General features: G+C 71.9%; 17 protein-coding genes. 11 read left to right on the top strand and 6 right to left on the bottom strand.

The features are described 5' to 3' along the window. Positions 1 to 85: 85 nt before the first annotated feature. The 3 genes from ABZ851_RS20815 to ABZ851_RS20805 all read left to right on the top strand — a co-directional run bounded on the left by ABZ851_RS20815 (position 86) and on the right by ABZ851_RS20805 (position 2,495). Positions 86 to 562: a DUF5304 domain-containing protein gene (locus ABZ851_RS20815; RefSeq protein WP_361129510.1), complete on the top strand. Its 477-nt coding sequence runs from the start codon at positions 86 to 88 to the stop codon at positions 560 to 562. Positions 563 to 682: 120 nt separating this feature from the next. Continuing rightward, positions 683 to 1,624: an ROK family glucokinase gene (locus ABZ851_RS20810; protein ID WP_361129507.1), complete on the top strand. Its 942-nt coding sequence runs from the start codon at positions 683 to 685 to the stop codon at positions 1,622 to 1,624. 121 nt (positions 1,625 to 1,745) lie between these two features. Beyond that, positions 1,746 to 2,495 carry an endonuclease/exonuclease/phosphatase family protein gene (locus ABZ851_RS20805; RefSeq protein ID WP_361129582.1) on the top strand — a complete coding sequence of 250 codons (750 nt, stop codon included), beginning with the start codon at positions 1,746 to 1,748 and terminating at the stop codon, positions 2,493 to 2,495. 17 nt (positions 2,496 to 2,512) lie between these two features. On the opposite strand, the gene ABZ851_RS20800 is transcribed toward ABZ851_RS20805, so the two are convergent. Together ABZ851_RS20800 and ABZ851_RS20795 are read right to left on the bottom strand one after the other, a co-directional pair. Beyond that, positions 2,513 to 3,280 (bottom strand): hypothetical protein, encoded by a 768-nt coding sequence (locus tag ABZ851_RS20800; protein ID WP_361129504.1) that lies wholly within the window; start codon positions 3,278 to 3,280, stop codon positions 2,513 to 2,515. Further along, positions 3,267 to 4,064, bottom strand: a complete 798-nt coding sequence (locus ABZ851_RS20795) for an alpha/beta fold hydrolase (protein ID WP_361129501.1) — start codon at positions 4,062 to 4,064, stop codon at positions 3,267 to 3,269. Before ABZ851_RS20795 ends, ABZ851_RS20800 begins: the two co-directional genes overlap by 14 nt. 162 nt (positions 4,065 to 4,226) lie before the next feature. On the opposite strand from ABZ851_RS20795, the gene ABZ851_RS20790 reads away from it, so the two are divergent. The 5 genes from ABZ851_RS20790 (at position 4,227) to ABZ851_RS20770 (ending at position 9,509) form a co-directional block, all read left to right on the top strand. Further along, the gene (locus ABZ851_RS20790) at positions 4,227 to 4,973 is read left to right on the top strand and encodes a lysophospholipid acyltransferase family protein (RefSeq protein ID WP_088797274.1); all 747 of its coding nucleotides are present in this window, start codon (positions 4,227 to 4,229) and stop codon (positions 4,971 to 4,973) included. Positions 4,974 to 5,131: 158 nt separating this feature from the next. Then, positions 5,132 to 6,364, top strand: a complete 1,233-nt coding sequence (locus ABZ851_RS20785) for a DUF5931 domain-containing protein (RefSeq protein WP_361129579.1) — start codon at positions 5,132 to 5,134, stop codon at positions 6,362 to 6,364. Further along, complete coding sequence (locus ABZ851_RS20780) at positions 6,361 to 7,029, top strand: response regulator transcription factor (protein WP_361129498.1); 669 nt, start codon at positions 6,361 to 6,363, stop codon at positions 7,027 to 7,029. Before ABZ851_RS20785 ends, ABZ851_RS20780 begins: the two co-directional genes overlap by 4 nt. Before the next feature lie 248 nt (positions 7,030 to 7,277). After that, positions 7,278 to 8,306 carry a 6-phosphofructokinase gene (locus tag ABZ851_RS20775; RefSeq protein WP_361129495.1) on the top strand — a complete coding sequence of 343 codons (1,029 nt, stop codon included), beginning with the start codon at positions 7,278 to 7,280 and terminating at the stop codon, positions 8,304 to 8,306. Between the two features lie 186 nt (positions 8,307 to 8,492). Beyond that, a complete protein-coding gene (locus tag ABZ851_RS20770) occupies positions 8,493 to 9,509 on the top strand; it encodes a 2-hydroxyacid dehydrogenase (protein WP_361129492.1) in 1,017 nt (338 codons plus the stop codon). Here ABZ851_RS20770 and ABZ851_RS20765 read toward each other — a convergent pair. After that, complete coding sequence (locus ABZ851_RS20765; RefSeq protein ID WP_361129489.1) at positions 9,475 to 11,454, bottom strand: anthranilate synthase family protein; 1,980 nt, start codon at positions 11,452 to 11,454, stop codon at positions 9,475 to 9,477. The genes ABZ851_RS20770 and ABZ851_RS20765 overlap by 35 nt on opposite strands. 248 nt (positions 11,455 to 11,702) lie before the next feature. Between ABZ851_RS20765 and ABZ851_RS20760 the strand changes: the two genes are divergently transcribed. Both ABZ851_RS20760 and ABZ851_RS20755 read left to right on the top strand, forming a co-directional pair. Further along, entirely contained in the window at positions 11,703 to 13,052 is a 1,350-nt protein-coding gene (locus ABZ851_RS20760) for a class II 3-deoxy-7-phosphoheptulonate synthase (RefSeq protein ID WP_088797269.1), read from the top strand. A 174-nt stretch (positions 13,053 to 13,226) separates the two neighbouring features. Beyond that, complete coding sequence (locus tag ABZ851_RS20755) at positions 13,227 to 13,481, top strand: (2Fe-2S)-binding protein (protein ID WP_361129485.1); 255 nt, start codon at positions 13,227 to 13,229, stop codon at positions 13,479 to 13,481. 70 nt (positions 13,482 to 13,551) lie between these two features. Here ABZ851_RS20755 and bfr read toward each other — a convergent pair whose 3' ends face one another. Next, entirely contained in the window at positions 13,552 to 14,028 is a 477-nt protein-coding gene (gene bfr / locus ABZ851_RS20750) for a bacterioferritin (protein ID WP_311626815.1), read from the bottom strand. 145 nt (positions 14,029 to 14,173) lie between these two features. Here bfr and ABZ851_RS20745 point away from each other — a divergent pair, with 145 nt between their 5' ends. Next, positions 14,174 to 14,806, top strand: coding sequence for a sulfite oxidase-like oxidoreductase (locus tag ABZ851_RS20745; protein ID WP_361129481.1), 633 nt, complete (start codon positions 14,174 to 14,176; stop codon positions 14,804 to 14,806). A 21-nt stretch (positions 14,807 to 14,827) separates the two neighbouring features. Here the strand turns inward: ABZ851_RS20745 and ABZ851_RS20740 are convergent, their stop codons facing one another. Together ABZ851_RS20740 and pknB are read right to left on the bottom strand one after the other, a co-directional pair. After that, positions 14,828 to 15,721, bottom strand: a complete 894-nt coding sequence (locus ABZ851_RS20740) for a deoxyribonuclease IV (RefSeq protein WP_361129478.1) — start codon at positions 15,719 to 15,721, stop codon at positions 14,828 to 14,830. Between the two features lie 65 nt (positions 15,722 to 15,786). Then, entirely contained in the window at positions 15,787 to 17,727 is a 1,941-nt protein-coding gene (pknB, locus tag ABZ851_RS20735) for a Stk1 family PASTA domain-containing Ser/Thr kinase (RefSeq protein WP_361129475.1), read from the bottom strand. Positions 17,728 to 17,898: the final 171 nt, after the last annotated feature.

The raw sequence follows: 17,898 nt of genomic DNA, 5'->3' as shown, positions 1-17,898 counted from the left end.
CGGGTACCGTCGAGGGTGGGCCCCACCCGGGGTGCCTTGCACCCCTTCGCCGTACCGCCTCGCCGCAGGAGTCACGGAGTTCCTCATGAGTGATGCCACCGAGCGCCCCGCCGACCGCAGGGCCGAGCCCGATGCCGACGCCTGGGAGACGGCCTGCGCCGAGGACCTTGCGGCGGAGAAGGCCCGGCACCGCGCCGCCCACGGCCCGCAGCCGGGCAGCGCGGCGGAGGAGCTGCGCAAGCTCGCCGACGCGGTGACCGACAAGCTCTCCGGCATCCAGCTGCCCGGCGCGCTCGGCGGCATCGCCGCGCAGGGCGCCGTCAGCCAGCTGTTCAAGCAGGCCAAGGCGGCCGTCGAGCCGGTCATCGAGCGCAACCCCGACCTCTTCGACCACCTCGCCGCGGCCGGCTCCGAACTCCTCGCCGCCTACCGCTCCGCCGTTGAGAGCAGCGAACGCCGCTGGACTCGCGACGACCTCGGCGACGGCCCCGCCGCCCGCCGCGGCGACGACCCCCGCGACGACGACGGCCCCACCGGCACCGAGCGGATCGACCTCGACTGAGTCCCCGCGGCCTCGCACCACGGGGCGGCCGCCCGGCCCGCCGCTCGACGGGCACGGCCGGCGCCCCCGCCTCCGGTACGGTGGGTCCTGGCGGGGTTCGAGCGAAAAACTGAGGGACACATGGGACTCACCATCGGCGTCGACATCGGCGGCACGAAGATCGCGGCCGGCGTGGTCGACGAAGAGGGCTCGATCCTTGAGACGTGCAAGGTTCCGACTCCGCATGCCACCGAAGCGCTGACCGAGGCCATCGCGGACGCCGTGCGGACCGTCGGGGCCGGCCACCGTGTCGAGGCCGTCGGCATCGGCGCCGCCGGCTATGTCGACGAGAAGCGCGCCACGGTCCTGTTCGCACCGAACATCGACTGGCGCCACGAACCGCTCAAGGACAAGGTCGAACAGCGCGTCGGCCTCCCCGTGGTCGTCGAGAACGACGCCAACGCCGCGGCCTGGGGCGAGTACAAGTTCGGCGCCGGCCAGGGCCACAGCGACGTCATCTGCATCACCCTCGGCACCGGCCTGGGCGGCGGCATCATCATCGGCAACAAGCTGCGCCGCGGCCGCTTCGGCGTCGCCGCGGAATTCGGGCACATCCGGGTGGTGCCCGACGGTCTGCTCTGCGGCTGCGGCAACCAGGGCTGCTGGGAGCAGTACGCCTCCGGCCGCGCCCTGCTGCGCTACGCCCGCCAGCGCGCGTTCGCCACCCCCGAGAACGCCCAGATCCTGCTGTCGCTGGGTGACGGCACCTCCGAGGGCATCCAGGGGCGGCACGTCAGCGAGGCCGCCCGCCAGGGCGACCCGGTCGCCATCGACTCGTTCCGTGAGCTGGCCCGCTGGGCCGGCGCCGGCCTCGCCGACCTCGCCTCGCTCTTCGACCCGTCCGCCTTCATCGTCGGCGGCGGCGTCTCGGACGAGGGCGAGCTGGTCCTGGGGCCGATCCGCAAGTCCTTCCGACGCTGGCTGGTCGGCAACCAGTGGCGGCCGCACGCCCAGGTGCTCGCCGCCCAGCTCGGTGGGAAGGCCGGTCTGGTCGGCGCGGCCGACCTGGCGCGCCAGGGCTGAGCCCCCGCGGGCCGGCACGCCTGCTCATCCGTACGGCACCGCCCGTCGCGTCCCCCAGGGGTGCGGCGGGCGGTGCTCTATGTTGGCCCGCGTGACGATCCCGGTGAGAGGACCCGCCGCCGTGCTCCGGCTTCCCGACTCCCGTACCGAGCCGGACGGTACGGCCGTGATCCGGGTGCTCAGCTACAACATCCGCTCGATGCGCGACGACCGGGCGGCGCTGGCCAGGGTCATCCGGGCCTGCGCTCCCGATCTCGTGCTGATCCAGGAGGCGCCGCGGTTCTTCCGCTGGCGCAAGGCCGCCGAGAAGCTGGCCCGCGCGGCCGGTCTGGTGTACGTCACCGGCGGCGCCACCGCCGCCGGACCGATGATCCTGTCCACCCTGCGCGCCCAGGTGGAGCGCACGGAGGACGTCCTGCTGCCCCGCACCCCCGGCCTGCACCAGCGCGGTTTCGCCACCGCCGTGGTGCGGATCGGCGGTGCCCGGCTCGGCGTGCTCAGCTGCCATCTCAGCCTCGCCGCCCGGGAGCGTGACGCGCAGGCCGGGCTGCTGCTGGAGCGGCTGGCGGCCCTCGGCGTGCCGCACGCCGTGGCCGGCGGCGACCTCAACGAGCGGCCGGACGGCGTCAGCTTCCGGCGGCTGGCGGGGGCGCTCACCGATGCCTGGGCGGCCCGGCCGTGGGGCGGGGAGCTCACCTCCACGCCCCGTGACCCGCATCAGCGGATCGACGCGATCTTCACCACGCCGGGCGTGGAAGTCCTCGGCTGCGGTGTGCCGCACGGCCTGCCGGGGGTACGGGAGAGCGACCTCACCGCCGCGACGGACCATCTGCCGGTGCTGGCCGCGCTGCGGGTGCCGGCCGGGAGCTGACGCACTCCACCGCCGACTCACACCACCGCGCCGCTGCCCGGCAGATCGTTGTCGTCCTCGTCGTCGTTCTTCATCCGGGCCACCAGGGTGGCGAACCCGCCGAGGAAGCCGCCGATGCCCAGGACCGTGATCCACCAGGTCACCGGCTGCTGCAGCAGCACCATGGCCACCAGCAGCAGCGGACCGCCGATCACCGCGATCCAGGCGAACTTGGCGGTGACATCGGCCTGCGGCAGCGGGGGCGGCTCGGGCGGGGTGAAGTGGCCCTCGTCGGTCTCGTCGAAATCGTCGTCGGACGGCTCGGCGGGGGACCAGTTGCGGGGGCCGACGCCCGGCGCGAAGACGACGAAGCTGCCCGGACGGGGGGCGTCGTCCCTGCCGTCCCCGGGCCCGTCCTTCCCGGAGTCGTCCGGGGCGTCCGCCGGGGAGACCTTCCCGGAGCCCGCAGAGCCCGTCGAGCCAGCCGGGTCCGTCGAGCCAGCCGAGCCAGCCGGGGCAGCCGAGCCAGCCGGGGCAGCCGAGCCCGCCGGGTCAGCCGGGCCTGCCGAGTCGGCCGAGCCCGCCGTGGAGTCCTTCCCGGTGTCCGCCGCGGCGCTCTCCCCGGCGTCTTCCGCGGGGTTCGCCGCAATCCTCTTCGTGCCGCCGTGCCCGGCCGGTTCGTCCGTGCCGTCGTCGCCGTCTTCCGGGGGGAACGACGGCTGGTCGCCGTAGCCCGCCACGATCTGGGCCCAGGCGGCCTCTTCGTCCAGCGGGTCCCGGGGGTCGCGGGGGCTACGCTCCGCCACTGGCCGCCGTCCCCTCCGAAGCCGCGTCCGCCCGCCGTGCGGGTGCGAGGCGGGTGATGAAGGCGGCCGTCTCCCGGAAGATCTGCTCCGCGTCGTGGTCGAGGGTGGCGACGTGGAAGCTGCGCTCCAGGAGCGTCTGGCGGACGTCCGTCGAGGACACCCGGCTGAGGATGCGCTCGGAGTCCGCCGGCGGGACGACATGGTCCTGCGGGCTGGTCATCACCAGCAACGGCTGGGTGACACCGGGGAGTTCGGAGTCGACCTGCTGGAAGAAGCGGCGCACCGAATACGCGGCGTGCAGCGGCACCCGCTCGTAGCCGACCTCCTCGGCACCGGGCTTGGCGATGTCGTTCGTCAGCCCCTTGGTCGTCCGTACGAGATGGCGCAGCACCGGCAGCAGTGGCCCGGCCGCGTCATGGACCTTGTTGGCGGGGTTGACCACGGCCACCCCGCTGATGGCGTCGCCGTGCTTGGCGGCCAGTCGCAGCGCCAGCGCGCCGCCCATCGACAGGCCGCAGACGAAGACCGAGGTGCAGCGCTCGGTCAGCGCCCGCAGCTCGCGGTCGACCTCGGCGTACCAGTCCTGCCAGGTCGTGATCTGCAGATCCTGCCAGCGGGTGCCGTGACCGGGCAGCAGCGGCAGACTGACCGTGAGCCCCTGGCCGGCCAGGTACTCGGCCCAGGGGCGTACGGACTGGGGGGAGCCGGTGAAGCCGTGGCACACAAGGACGCCGACCTCTCCGCCGTCACGGCGGAACGGCTCGGCTCCGGGAAGGAGCGGCACCGGGGGACTCCGATCGATGAGGGGGGCTGGCGAGTTACCTCAGGGTACGCAAAGTGACGGCGGGCGGATAGGTCCGGCGGCGGCCGCGGCGCGAGGGGGCCACCGTGGCAGGTTAAGGTCTTTGCGTCACACACAGGAGGCAGTCGGTTGATCTACGGCGCAATGAAGTTTTCCATCGGCGGGTCGCTGAAGCTTGCCTTCAGGCCCTGGGTGGAAGGCATCGAGAACATCCCCGCCGAGGGCCCGGCGATCCTCGCGAGCAACCACTTGTCCTTCTCGGACTCGTTCTTCCTGCCCGCGGTGCTCGACCGCAAGGTCACCTTCATCGCGAAGTCCGAGTACTTCACCTCCCCGGGGGTCAAGGGCAAGCTGACCGCCGCGTTCTTCAAGGGCGTGGGCCAGCTGCCGGTGGACCGCTCGGGCGGCCGGGGCGCGGGCGAGGCGGCGATCAAGAGCGGTATCGAGGTGCTGGAGCGCGGTGAGCTGTTCGGCATCTACCCGGAGGGCACCCGCTCCCCGGACGGCCGGCTCTACCGCGGCAAGCCGGGCGGTCTGGCGCGGGTGGCGCTGGCCACCGGGGCGCCGGTCATCCCCGTGGCGATGATCGACACCGAGAAGGTGCAGCCACCCGGCAAGATCGTGCCGAAGATGATCCGGCCGGGCATCCGCATCGGCAAGCCGCTGGACTTCACCCGCTACCAGGGCATGGAGGGCGACCGCTTCATCCTGCGGTCGGTCACCGACGAGGTCATGTACGAGATCATGAAGCTCTCCGGCCAGGAGTACGTCGACATCTACGCGACGGCGGCCAAGCGGCAGATCGCCGACGCGGCGAAGGCCGAGGCGGCACAGGCCGAGGCGCAGAAGAAGGCCGAGGCGGAGCGGGCCAAGAAGGCGGCCGCCGAATAGACGGGCAGGGCCGAGACCGGGCGTGAGCACGCCCGGCGAGGGGGACGGCAATGACGGATACGGGCACGGAGACGGGCACGGAGACGGGCACCGGCACGGCGGGCGCCGCCGCCATGGCCGCCAGGCGCCACGGCAAACGCCCTCCCAAGGTGCTGCGGATGTCCGTCGAGCTCCCGCTGTGGCGCGCGCTCACCGGCTACCGGATCCTCACCCTCGTCTACACCCTGTGCCTGGTCGCGCTCTCCTACCGGCAGTACGCCCATCCGCTGGGCGCCGCCGCCTACATGGGCGCGCTGACCGTCTGGACGGTGCTGACCTGGCAGCGCACCACCTCGGCGGAGCGCTGCACCCGGCACTTCCTCGTCGCCGACCTCGGCTTCGCGATCGGCGGCATCCTGCTCACGCTGGTGGTCGACACCCACGCCCGCATCATGGGCGGCGGGCCGACGCTGCCGTCGATCTGGACGGCGGGCGCGGTCCTGGGCTTCGCGATCAAGGGCGGCTGGCGCTGGGCCGCGGTGGCCTCCACCATCGTGGCGGTGGCCAATCTCGTCGAGCGCCAGGAGCTGGCCCGCGACACCATCCACAACGTGGTGCTGGTGTGGGTGGCCAGCGTCGGCCTCGGCTATGTCGTCGAGGTGGCCCGCTCCAGTGAGCGCACCCTCGCCCGCGCCCTGCAGATCGACGCCGCCACCCGGGAGCGGGAGCGGCTGGCCCGCGACATCCACGACAGCGTGCTGCAGGTGCTGGCGATGGTGCAGCGGCGCGGCGCCGAGATCGGCGGCGAGGCGAGCGAACTCGGGCGGATGGCCGGTGAGCAGGAGGTCGCGCTGCGGACCCTGGTCGCCGGCGGGCTGGTGCCGCCGCCCGCGCTCCGGACGCTGGTGCCGCACCGGGCGGGCGAGCGCGCGGGGGAGCCGGCCGCGGCCTCCGCGGTGGCCGTGCCGGCGCCGGCCGGTGACGGACCGTGCGATGTCCGGGCGCTGCTCGCGCCGTACGCGGGCGCCGGCGTCACCTTCTCCGAACCCGGTGCCCCGGTGGCGCTGCCGCCCGCCGCGGCGGCCGAGCTCGCGGCCGCTGTCAGTGCCGCGCTGGACAATGTACGGGTGCATGCGGGGGCGACGGCCCACGCATGGATCCTGGTGGAGGACGAACCGCACGCGGTGATCGTGACGGTCCGCGACGACGGCCCCGGTATCCCCGAGGGCCGGCTCGCGGACGCCGAGCGCGAGGGCCGTCTGGGGGTGGCCCTGTCGATCCGCGGCCGGCTGCGGGACCTGGGCGGCAGCGCGGAGTGGATCTCGGTCCCCGGCCAGGGCACGGAAGTGGAGTTGACGGTCCCCAAGGGCGCTGCGCCCGAGGGCGGAAAGCGGGGGAAGGGCGGCGCGTGAGCGAGCAGGGGCTGAAGGTCATGGTGGTCGACGACCACCCGATGTGGCGGGACGCGGTCGCACGGGACCTGGCGGAGGCCGGGTGCGAGGTGGTCGCGACGGCCGGCGACGGGCTCCAGGCGGTGCGCAGGGCGCAGGCCGCGGGACCCGAGGTGCTGGTCCTCGACCTTAATCTGCCGGGGCTGCCCGGTGTACGGGTGTGCCAGGAACTGGTCGGCGCCAATCCGGCGCTGCGGGTGCTGGTGCTCTCCGCGAGCGGGGAGCACGCCGATGTCCTGGAGGCGGTCAAGTCCGGGGCGACCGGCTATCTGCTGAAGTCGGCGAGCACCGACGAACTGCTGGACGCGGTGCGGCGCACGGCCGCCGGTGACGCGGTGTTCACCCCGGGCCTGGCCGGTCTGGTGCTCGGCGAGTACCGCAGGCTGGCGACCGAACCGGCCCCGGCGGCGCCGGACGAGGTGGGCGCACCCCAGTTGACGGACCGGGAGACCGAGGTGCTGCGCCTGGTCGCCAAGGGACTCTCGTACAAGCAGATCGCCGAGCGGCTGGTCATCTCGCACCGCACGGTGCAGAACCACGTCCAGAACACCCTCGGCAAGCTCCAGTTGCACAACCGCGTGGAGCTGGTGCGCTATGCGATAGAGCGCGGCCTCGACGAGGGGTGAAGCCGCGGCCTCGACGAGGCGGCACGCCACGGTTTCGAGGAGGCGTGGCCGGGGCGCGCACCGTCCGCCCCGGACCGCCACCCGGAGGAAGCCGCCCGTACGGGTGAACGCCCCCTGCCAACTCCCCGGTAAATAACGGACATCGCCGTCTGCCCCATCCCGGAGTGACCCAGATCACCATTAGCGTGACCGTCGTCGGCTCACACACGGCCGTGCGCGGCCACTGTCGGGAGGTAGGTGAAGCAGCGATGCGGGTCGGAGTACTGACCGGCGGCGGCGACTGCCCGGGTCTGAACGCAGTGATCAGGGGTGTCGTCCGTAAGGGCACCCAGGAGTACGGATACGAGTTCGTCGGCTTCCGGGACGGCTGGCGCGGGCCGCTGGAGGGCGACACGGTCCCGCTGGACATCCCGGCGGTGCGCGGCATCCTCCCCCGTGGCGGCACCATCCTCGGCTCCTCGCGGACCAACCCCTTCAAGGAGAAGGACGGCGTCCGCCGGATCCGGGAAACGCTCGCCAAGCAGGAGGTCGAAGCGCTGATCGCGATCGGCGGCGAGGACACCCTCGGCGTCGCCGCCCGGCTCTGGGGCGAACACGCCGTCCCCTGCGTCGGCGTCCCCAAGACCATCGACAACGACCTGTCCGCCACGGACTACACCTTCGGCTTCGACACCGCCGTCGGCGTCGCCACCGAAGCCATCGACCGGCTGCACACCACCGCCGAATCCCATATGCGGGTGCTGGTCGTCGAGGTGATGGGCCGGCACGCCGGCTGGATCGCGCTGCACTCCGGCCTCGCCGGCGGCGCGAACGTCATCCTCATCCCGGAGCAGCGCTTCGACATCGAGCAGGTCTGCCGGTGGATCGACTCCCGCTTCAAGGTCCGCTACGCCCCGATCGTGGTCGTCGCCGAGGGCGCGATGCCCAAGGACGGCCAGATGGTGCTCAAGGACGACTCCACCGACTCCTTCGGCCATGTCCGGCTGTCCGGGGTGGGGGAGTGGCTGGCCAAGGAGATCGAGGCGCGGACCGGCAAGGAAGCGCGGACGACGGTCCTCGGGCACACCCAGCGCGGCGGTACCCCCAGCGCCTTCGACCGCTGGCTGGCCACCCGCTTCGGGCTGCACGCCATCGATGCGGTCCGCGACGGCGACTTCGGGAAGATGGTCGCGCTGCGCGGCACGGACATCGTCCGGGTACCGATCGCGGAGGCGACCGCCCAGCTGAAGACCGTCGATCCGGCGCGCTACGCCGAGGCCGGGGTGTTCTTCGGCTGAGCCGGCCGTCGCGGCTGCCCATGACCCGCAGCCTCCCGCCGCCGCCCCGGGCGCCGGGCGGCACCCGCAGGCCAGGGGCCGTATATTCGCCGTATTCGCCATTTGCGCCATATGCGGCATACGTGCGATATCCGGCCCCTCGCCCCCGGGCGGGGCGCACCACCGGCGGGAGAGACGGGAGAGCTCGTGGAGATCGTCGCCTTCGGGGTGCAGGCCGATGAGCGGCCGTATCTGGAGAAGGCCTTCGCCGGCCGCCACCAGGTCCGCAGCCTGGATGTCTTCCTCAACCGCGACACCGCGCCCATCGCCCGCGGCTACGAGATCGTCAGCTCCAGCGTCAACGCCGATCTGGGCGCGGACGTCCTGCAGGCCCTCGCGGCCGGCGGGACGAAACTGATCGCCCAGCGCTCCACGGGCTTCAACAACATCGACCTGGAGGCCGCGGCCGACCTCGGGATGAGCATCGGCCGGGTCTCCTGCTACTCCCCCTACGCGGTCGCCGAATTCGCCTGGGCGCTGGCGCTGGCCGTCAACCGGCGGATCGTGCCGGCCGCCACCCGCACCCGTAACTTCGACTTCCGGCTGGACGGCCTGATGGGCCGCGATCTGCGCGGGCGGACGGCGGGGGTGCTGGGCACCGGCAGGATCGGCGAGGCGTTCACCCGGATCGCCCACGGCTTCGGGATGAACCTGCTGGGCTGGGACCTCGTTGAGAACCCGCGCTGCGTGGAGCTGGGCATGCGCTACGTCCCCCGGGAGCGGCTGCTGGCCGAGGCGGACCTGATCACCCTCCATCTCCCGCTGGTGGACGGGACCCGGCGGATCGTCGACGCCGCCGCGCTGGCCGCGATGAAGGACGACGCGATCCTGGTCAACTCCAGCCGCGGCGGGCTGATCGACACCGAGGCCCTGGTCGACACGCTCAAGGCCGGCCGGCTCACCGGCGTCGGCCTGGACGTCTACGAGGAGGAGGCCAGGTTCTTCTACGTCGACAAGTCCCTGGACGTCATCGACGACGACACCCTCGCCCGCCTGATGACCTTCGGCAATGTGCTGGTCACCTCGCACCAGGCGTACTTCACCGAGGACGCGGTCGGCCAGATCGTCGCGGCCACCGTGGCCAACGTCGAGGACCACCTGGCCCACCGCACCAACGAGAACATGCTGGTCACACGAGGACAGCTGCCAGCAGCTGCGCGGTGACCGAGGCGCCGTCCAGGGTCAGCACCGACTCCGGGTGGAACTGCACACCGGCGAAGCCCGGCCCGCGCAGCGCATGCACCTCACCGCTGTCCGCGTCCCGGCTCAACTCCACCCGGTGCATGGCGAGTTCGGCCGCCGTGGTGTCGTCGCAGCGGGCCGTGAAGGTGTTGTAGAAGCCGACGGTCTCCGGGCGGCCGAAGAAGTCGATCCGCTCCTGCGCGCCCTGGCAGGGCACCTCCTTGCGGACGATCTCCAACCCCAGCTCGGCGGCGAGCAGTTCATGCCCCAGGCAGACCCCCAGCAGGCCGTCCCGGTGCCCGGCGACCAGCTCGGCGGTGAGCGACCGCAGGAAGCGCATCTTGGGGTCGGCGGCGTCCGACGGGTTGCCCGGCCCCGGGCCCAGCACGACCGGGCCCCGGTGCGCGCGGGCGGCCTCGCGCAGCCCCGGCTCGTCGAAGCGGCGCACGGTGACGTCCAGCCCCGAGGTGCGCAGCAGGTGCGCCAGCATCGCGGTGAAGGTGTCCTCCGCGTCGATGACCAGCGCGTGCCCGCTCAGCTCGGCGATCGGCGCGGTGGTCTGCATCCGCAGCCAGAAGGGCGCGAGGCCGGCGCGACGGGCGTCCAGCGCGGCCCGCACCCGGGGGTCGTCGGCCAGCCGCTGCCCGCCGCCCGCGGCCGCCGCCCGGGCGGGCGCCGGCCGTACCCCCAGCGCGCTGAGCACCCCCGCGGCCTTGGCGTGCGTCTCGGCGACCTCGCTGCGCGGGTCGGAGGCGCGGACGAGCGTGGCGCCGACCGGTACCCGCAGCCGGCCGTCCGCGGAGATGTCGGCGGTACGGATCAGGATCGGCGAGTCCAGTGTCTGCGCGCCGCCCGCGTCCCGGCCGATCAGCGCCAGCGCCCCCGCGTAGTAGCCGCGGCCCCGCCCGTCGGCGTCCGCCGGCTCGTACCGCTCGATCACCCGGCAGGCGTTCTGCACCGGCGACCCGGTGACGGTCGCCGCGAACATCGTCTCCTTCAGCACCTCGCGCACATCGAGGGTGGACCGGCCGCGCAGCTCGTACTCGGTGTGCGCGAGGTGCGCCATCTCCTTGAGCCGGGGCCCGATCACCACCCCGCCCTTGTCGCCGACGGTGCACATCATCTTCAGTTCCTCGTCCACCACCATGGACAGCTCCTCGGCCTCCTTGCGGTCGTCGAGGAACGCCAGCAGGCTCTCGGCGGTGGGGCCGCCCTCCGGGTAGCGGTAGGTGCCGCTGATCGGGTTCATCACGACCGTCCCGGCCGCCCGCCCGCCGTCCCCGGGCCCGCCGGTCATCCGGACGTGCACCTCGGGGCTGGCGCCGACCAGGGTGTGCACCCCGGGGCGGTGCACCACATAGGTCCAGTACGCGCCCCGCTCACCGGCCAGCAGCCGCCGGAACAGCGCCAGCGCGCCGGCCGCCGAGAAGTCCTCGACCGTGCCCTCGAAGGTCCTGCGGATGACGAAGTTCGCGCCCTCGCCGGTGCCGATCTCGTCCCGCACCACCCGCCCGACGATCTCGGCATAGGCGTCGTCGTCCACGTCGAACGCCCCGTCCGTCACCCGCACCTCCTGCACGGGCAGCGCCGCCAGCACCTCGTCGAGCGGCAGCTCCGCGCTCTCGCGGGGGCGCAGCACGGCCAGCGGTGTGCCGTCGTCATGGGCCCGGAAGCCGCGCTCGCGGATCTGCCGGAACGGGATCAGCGCGAGCGCGTCGGTCACCGGCGCGTCCGGCACCCCCTCGCCCAGCGGGATGTCGGCCAGCCGCCCGACCTCGTCGACCTCACCGATCAGCACCTCGACGGTTGCCGCCTCCCGGCCGGGCGTGCGGCGGTGCAGCAGGGCGAACGGCGGGCAGGCGGGGTCGAGCAGCCGCCGGACGAGTGCGGCGGCGTCCGGGCGGGCGGCAGGGGGCTCGTGGTGCATGACGGGTTCCTTCCGGGGAGGAGGAACGGCCGCCGCAAAAGGCTGAAGGCCGCCCCTCGGGCGGCCTTCGCGAAGTGTGTGGGTGCGCGCGAATCAGTGGGCCGCCGGATGAGCGGTCCACCACCAGTTCATGTTCATGGCCGGTCGCGTGCACATGGGTGGCACCCTACCGGACGTCCGGGTGCCGTGCGTCTCACAGTCCGGATGCCCGGACGGACACCCTCACGGGACCCCGTAATGTGGGACTTGTGACCGTGAACGCTGAAACCCACGCCGGTGGCCACACCTGGCGAGACCTGCCCGCGGCGCAGCAGCCTGACTGGCCGGACCAAAAGGCTCTGCGCGATGTGATCGCGGAGCTCGAGTCCTATCCGCCGCTCGTCTTCGCGGGCGAGTGCGACCAGCTGCGCGAGCGCCTGGGAGCGGTCGCCCGTGGTGAGGCGTTCCTGCTTCAGGGCGGCGACTGCGCGGAGGCCTTCGACGCCGTATCCGCCGAGCACATCCGTAACAAGCTCAAGACGCTCCTCCAGATGGGCGCCGTCCTGACCTACGCCGGGTCCGTCCCGGTGGTCAAGGTCGGCCGGATCGCCGGCCAGTACAGCAAGCCGCGCTCCAAGCCCACCGAGACCCGCGACGGGGTGACGCTGCCGACCTACCGCGGCGACTCCGTCAACGGCTTCGAGTTCACCGAGGCGGCCCGCATCCCGGACCCCGAGCGGCTGAAGCGGATGTACCACGCCTCCGCGGCGACGCTGAACCTCGTGCGCGCCTTCACCACGGGCGGCTACGCCGACCTGCGGCAGGTGCACGCCTGGAACCAGGACTTCGTGAAGTCCTCGCCCTCCGGACAGCGCTACGAGGCGCTGGCCCGCGAGATCGACCGCGCGATGAACTTCATGAACGCCTGCGGGGTGGACCCGGAGGAGTTCCGCACCGTCGAGTTCTACGCCTCCCACGAGGCGCTGGTCCTGGACTACGAGTCGTCGCTGACCCGTGTCGACTCGCGCACCGGCAACCTCTACGACGTCTCCGGCCACATGGTCTGGATCGGCGAGCGCACCCGTCAGCTCGACGGCGCGCACATCGAGTTCGCCTCGCGCATCCGCAACCCCCTCGGCGTCAAGCTGGGCCCGACGACGACTCCCGAGGACGCGCTGACGCTCATCGAGCGCCTCGACCCGGAGCGGGAGCCGGGCCGGCTGACCTTCATCACCCGCATGGGAGCGGACAAGGTCCGCGACAAGCTCCCCGAGCTGGTCGAGAAGGTCACCGCCTCCGGTGCGCAGGTCGCCTGGATCTGCGACCCGATGCACGGCAACACCTTCGAGGCGGCCTCCGGTCACAAGACCCGGCGCTTCGACGATGTGCTGGACGAGGTCAAGGGCTTCTTCGAGGTCCACAAGAGCCTCGGCACGCACCCGGGCGGCATCCACGTCGAGCTGACCGGTGACGACGTCACCGAGTGCGTGGGCGGCGGCGACGAGATCTTCGTCGACGACCTCCACCAGCGCTACGAGACCGCCTGCGACCCGCGGCTCAACCGCAGCCAGTCGCTCGACCTGGCCTTCCTGGTGGCGGAGATGTACCGCGACCAGTGAGCCGGTCGGCCGCTGACCTGCGCTGACGGTCAGAGGCACCACGCAGTGGGGCGCGGATCCTGTGATCCGCGCCCCACTGCGTTGTGCAGCCCCCGCCGGGCCAGGTAAGGTAAGGGTTACCTCACTCAAGATCAGCCGGATGGGGTGAGGTGACTCCACGGAAGGTGAAGCCGCGTGTACGTCTGCTCCTGCTTCGGGATCACCGAGCAGCAGGTCCGTGAGCACGCGGACACGGGTGCCTGCACGCCCCGGCAGATCGCCTCGGCCTGCAAGGCCGGCACCGACTGCGGTGGCTGCGTCAAGCGCATCCAGTCCCTGCTTGGCCGGGGCGCCTGCCCCCGCCGGGAGCTCATCGACAGCGGTGCGCCCGAACCGCTGGGCGTGGAGGCGGACGCCGTGGGGCCCGCGGCGCTCTCGGAGGCCGCGTAGTCCTCAGGGGTGACGGGGGTCTCCCGCAGCCGGTGCGGTCCGCGCCGAGGGATGACATCCGGCCGCTCGCTCAGCTCGGCTGCTCGATGACCTGGGCGATGTAGAGCGCTTCTCCCAGCTTCTCCACCAGCTCCAGCTGGGTGTCGAGATAGTCGATGTGGTGCTCCTCGTCCGCGAGGATGTCCTCGAAGATATTCGCCGAGGTGATGTCGCCCTTGTTGCGCATGAGCTCGATACCGCGCTTGAGGCGGTCGATGGCTTCGACCTCGATCTGCCGGTCGGCCTGGAACATCTCCGTGACGGTCTGGCCCACCCGTACGTGGAACAGCCGCTGGTAATTCGGCAGAGCTTCCAGGAAGAGAATCCGGTCCGTCAGGATCTCTGCGTGCTTCATCTCGTCGAAGGACTCCGAGCGGGTGTACTTCGCGAGCTTCGTCCAGCCGAAGTTCTCCTGCATCTTGGCGTGCAGGAAGTACTGGTTGATCGCGGTGAGCTCGGCGGTCAGCTGCTCATTGAGGAATTCGATGACCTCGGGGTCGCCCTGCATGGCTGCGGGCTCCTTCCACGCGAGAACTGGGCAGGTGCCGCATCCTCGCACCGCCCGGAGCGGGGCGTCCAGTAAGTGCACGCTTAGTGCGAGTTGCCCGAATCCCTCCCTGCCTGGTCATCGGCACCCCTTCCGGTCTGACACCATGGAGGGCATGGGTCAGCCGGAAAGCCGCGAAGAGGAGCAACCTCAGCTGCCTCCGGGACAGCGGTTGCAGCGGGGCTGGCCGGTGACGCATTACGGGCCGGTGCCGAAGTTCCGCGCCGAACGCTGGGAGTTCCGGGCTTTTGGCGCCACCGCCGACGGCGCGAAACACTGCTGGTCGCACGAGGAATTCACGGCGCTGCCGTACACCACGGTCGTTGCCGATATGCACTGCGTAACGAAATTCAGCATGCTGGGAGCCGAATGGGGCGGAGTGTGCACCCGAACGATCCTCGAACTCGCACCGCCGGCCCCCGATGTCACCCATGTCATGGTGTGGGCCGAGTACGGCTTCAGTTCGAATGTGCGGATCGAGGATTTCGCCGCGGAGAAATGCCTCTTCGCCACACACCGCTCGGGTGAACTCCTCACCGCGGAGCACGGCTTCCCGGTCCGCCTGATCGTTCCGCACCTGTACGCCTGGAAAGGCCCCAAGTGGGTCCGCGGCATCGAGTACATGCGGGCCGACCGCCGCGGCTTCTGGGAGGAACGCGGCTACCACAACCTGGGCGACCCCTGGCGGGAGCAGCGCTACTCATACCAGGAGGAGCCCGGGGACGGCCCCGAGCTCTGATCCCGGCACCCGGGACGGGGCTCAGGTCCCGCGCAGCTCCTTGAGCCGGGCCACGTCCGCCGCGTGCCCCTCCTTACCGCCCGGGGTCTCGACCACCAGCGGCACACCCTCCGTCGCCGGGTGCCGGAACAGCTCACCGAACGGCTCCGCACCGATGTGACCCGCGCCGATGTTCTCGTGCCTGTCCTTGTGGGCGCCGACGACATCCTTGGAGTCATTGGCGTGGATCAGCCTCAGCCGGCCCTCGCCGGCGACCTCCACCAGCTCGTCCAGCAGCGCCTTCGTGCCGCCCGGCGCCGCCATGTCGTGCCCGGCCGCGAACGCATGACAGGTGTCGAGGCAGATCCCCAGCTTGGGGTGCCGGTCCAGCGCGTCGAAGTACGGACCGAGATCTTCCGCCAGCGCACACAGCGACGCCCCCTGCCCGGCCGTCGGCTCCAGCAGCAACCAGGGGTCGTCCGGGTGCGTCAGCTCATCGAGCAACGGCCGCATCCGCTCTCTGACCTGCGCCATCGCGGTCTCACGCGGCCGCCCGCCGGTCGCCGAACCGGTGTGCACGACCACGCCCAGCGCGCCGATCTCCCGGCCGCGGCGCAGCGAGTGGCGCAATGAGTCCACGGACTTGTCGACGGTCGCCTCGGTGTGCGAACCGAAGTTGATCAGATACGGCGCATGGACATACACCGGAATCCCCTCCTCGGCGCAGGCCGCCCGGAACGCCTCGTCCTGTCCGGGGCTGCCGGGCAGCGTCGCCCAGCCGCGCGGATTGGCCACGAAGACCTGGACGACCTCGTCGCCCATCTCCCGGGCGTAGGGAAGACCGGTCTTGGCCAGGCCGCCGGCCACCGGAACATGGCCGCCGACCGGGTTGCGTGCACGGGCGCGCTGCGCGGCGCCCTCGGGGAAGGTACTCACCCTCCCCAGGGTGCCAGGTGCCCCACGACCGCCGGACGGCAGCCGTGGGGCACGGACGGCGGGGCTTACAGCCCGCCCTTGAGCTCGATGGTGATCGTGCCGCCCTTCGGCGCCTGCTTCCCGGGCTCGACGGACTGGCTGTCGACCGTGTCCTTCGGGAAGAAGAACGGCTTCTTCACCTCGACCTGGAAGCCCAGATCCGTCAGCTGCTTCTTGGCGTCATCGACGTTCTTGCCGGTGACGTTCGGGACGGCGATCATCTCCGGCCCCTTGGAGAGCGTGAGGGTGACCGTGTCGCCCTTGCCGAGACTCTTGCCCTCGGCCGGGGTCTGCCGGGCGACGGTGCCCTTGTCCTGGGTGGAGAACACCGGCTCGTCGGCGAAGCGCACCTGGAAACCGGCCTCGCGCAGCGTGTTCGCCGCGTCCGCGCGGTCGCTGCCGAGCACGCCGGGCACCTCGACCGCGCTGCCGCGGCTGACCGTCAGCCCCACGCCCGTATCGGGCCGCCGCTTGGTCCCGGCAGCCGGGTCCGTACGGATCACCGAGCCCTTGGCCACCTCGTCGTTGAACTGCCGGGTGACGGTGGCCGGCACCAGCCCGCGGTCGCGCAGCTTGCGCTTGGCGTCGGCGACCGGAGTGCCGGACAGGTCCGGGACCTCGACGATCTCCGGTCCGCGGGAGATGGTGACGGTGACCGTGCCGGTGCCACGGATCTGCTTGCCGGTCGCCGGAGCCGTCTTCATGACGTGCCCGCGCTCCACGTTCGAGCTGAAGCCGCGCACCACCTTCACGCCCAGCCCGTCGTCCCGCAGGGTCTTCTCGGCCTTGGCCTGTGTCATCTCCAGCACCGGGGGAACGGTGGTGAACTGGCCTTCGGTGATGTACCAGACGCCCGTACCGACCCCGAGGATCAGCAGAACGGCCGCGATGACGGTGACGAGCGGCCGCCGCCGGAGCCCGCGGCGGGGTGCCTCCTCGGCGGGCACCGGCCGCAGCCGGGTGGTCTGCTCGGAGGCCGTCGGCACCTCCAGCCGGCTGGTGCGGTTCAGCTCCGCCGCGCCGTCGGTGCGGGGTATCACGTCCGTACGCGCGAAGTCGTCGACCGCACCCCCCGCGGCCAGGTCCCTGGCCTCCGGCGGTACGACATCCAGCTGGGCGTCGGTCAGCTGTGCGCGGGCCTCCTGCGCCCGGGCCAGCAGCACCACCGCGTCCTGCGGCCGCAGCTGCGGCTCGCGGGCGCAGGCCAGCGCGACCAGCTCGTCCAGCTGCGGTGCGAGACCGGGCACCAGCCCGGACGGCGGCAGCACGTCCTCGTGCAGATGCTGGTAGAGGATCTGCGCCACGGTGCCGCCGGTGTGCGGCTTGCCGCCGGTCAGCATCTCGTAGAGCACCACACCGCAGGCGTAGACATCGACCCGGGCGTCCGCGGTGCCGTGCTCCAGCTGCTCGGGAGCCAGGTAGGAGACGGTGCCCAGCACCGAGCCGGTCGACGCGGTGGTGTTGGTGTCCACCGCCCGCACCAGCCCGAAGTCGGCGACCTTGACCCGGCCGTCGTCGCCGATCAGGACGTTCTCGGGCTTCATGTCGCGGTGCACCAGCCCGGCACGGTGCGCGGCCCCCAGGGCTGCCAGGATCGGCTCCAGGATGTCCAGCGCGGCCCGCGGCTGCAGGGCGCCCCGCTCGCGCAGCACGTCGCGCAGCGTGCAGCCCGCGACGTACTCCATGGCCAGATACACGTACGTACCGTCCGTGCCCTGGTCGAAGACACCCACCACATTCGGATGCGACAACCGCGCGACCGACTTCGCCTCGCGGATGAAGCGCTCGACGAACGCCCCGTCCGTGGCGAGGCCCGGGTGCATCACCTTCAGCGCGAGCACGCGGTCGAGCCGGGTGTCCATGGCCTGGTAGACCGTGGCCATCCCGCCTGCGGCGATGCGCGCCTGGACGCGATAACGGCCGTCGAGCAGCTGGCCCACGAGCGGGTCCTGGAGGGTGGTATCCACGGGAGACGAGTCTATCGTTCCTCGCGTTTTGGCTTTCCCGCCGTTCCGCTGCGCTTTGCCTGTGGCCCACGTTTTTGGCTTTCTCGCCGTTGCGCCTGGCGGCGGGCGGTGCCGCTGCGCGGACCCCGCCCGCCGCTGGGGGTACCTCCCACGCCCTTTAGGCAGTGGGGG

It is taken from the genome of Streptomyces sp. NPDC047049, assembly GCF_040643995.1.
Classification (GTDB): domain Bacteria; phylum Actinomycetota; class Actinomycetes; order Streptomycetales; family Streptomycetaceae; genus Streptomyces; species Streptomyces mooreae.
Note: the sequence above shows the minus strand (reverse complement) of the source record. Positions and strands in the feature narration are given on the sequence as shown.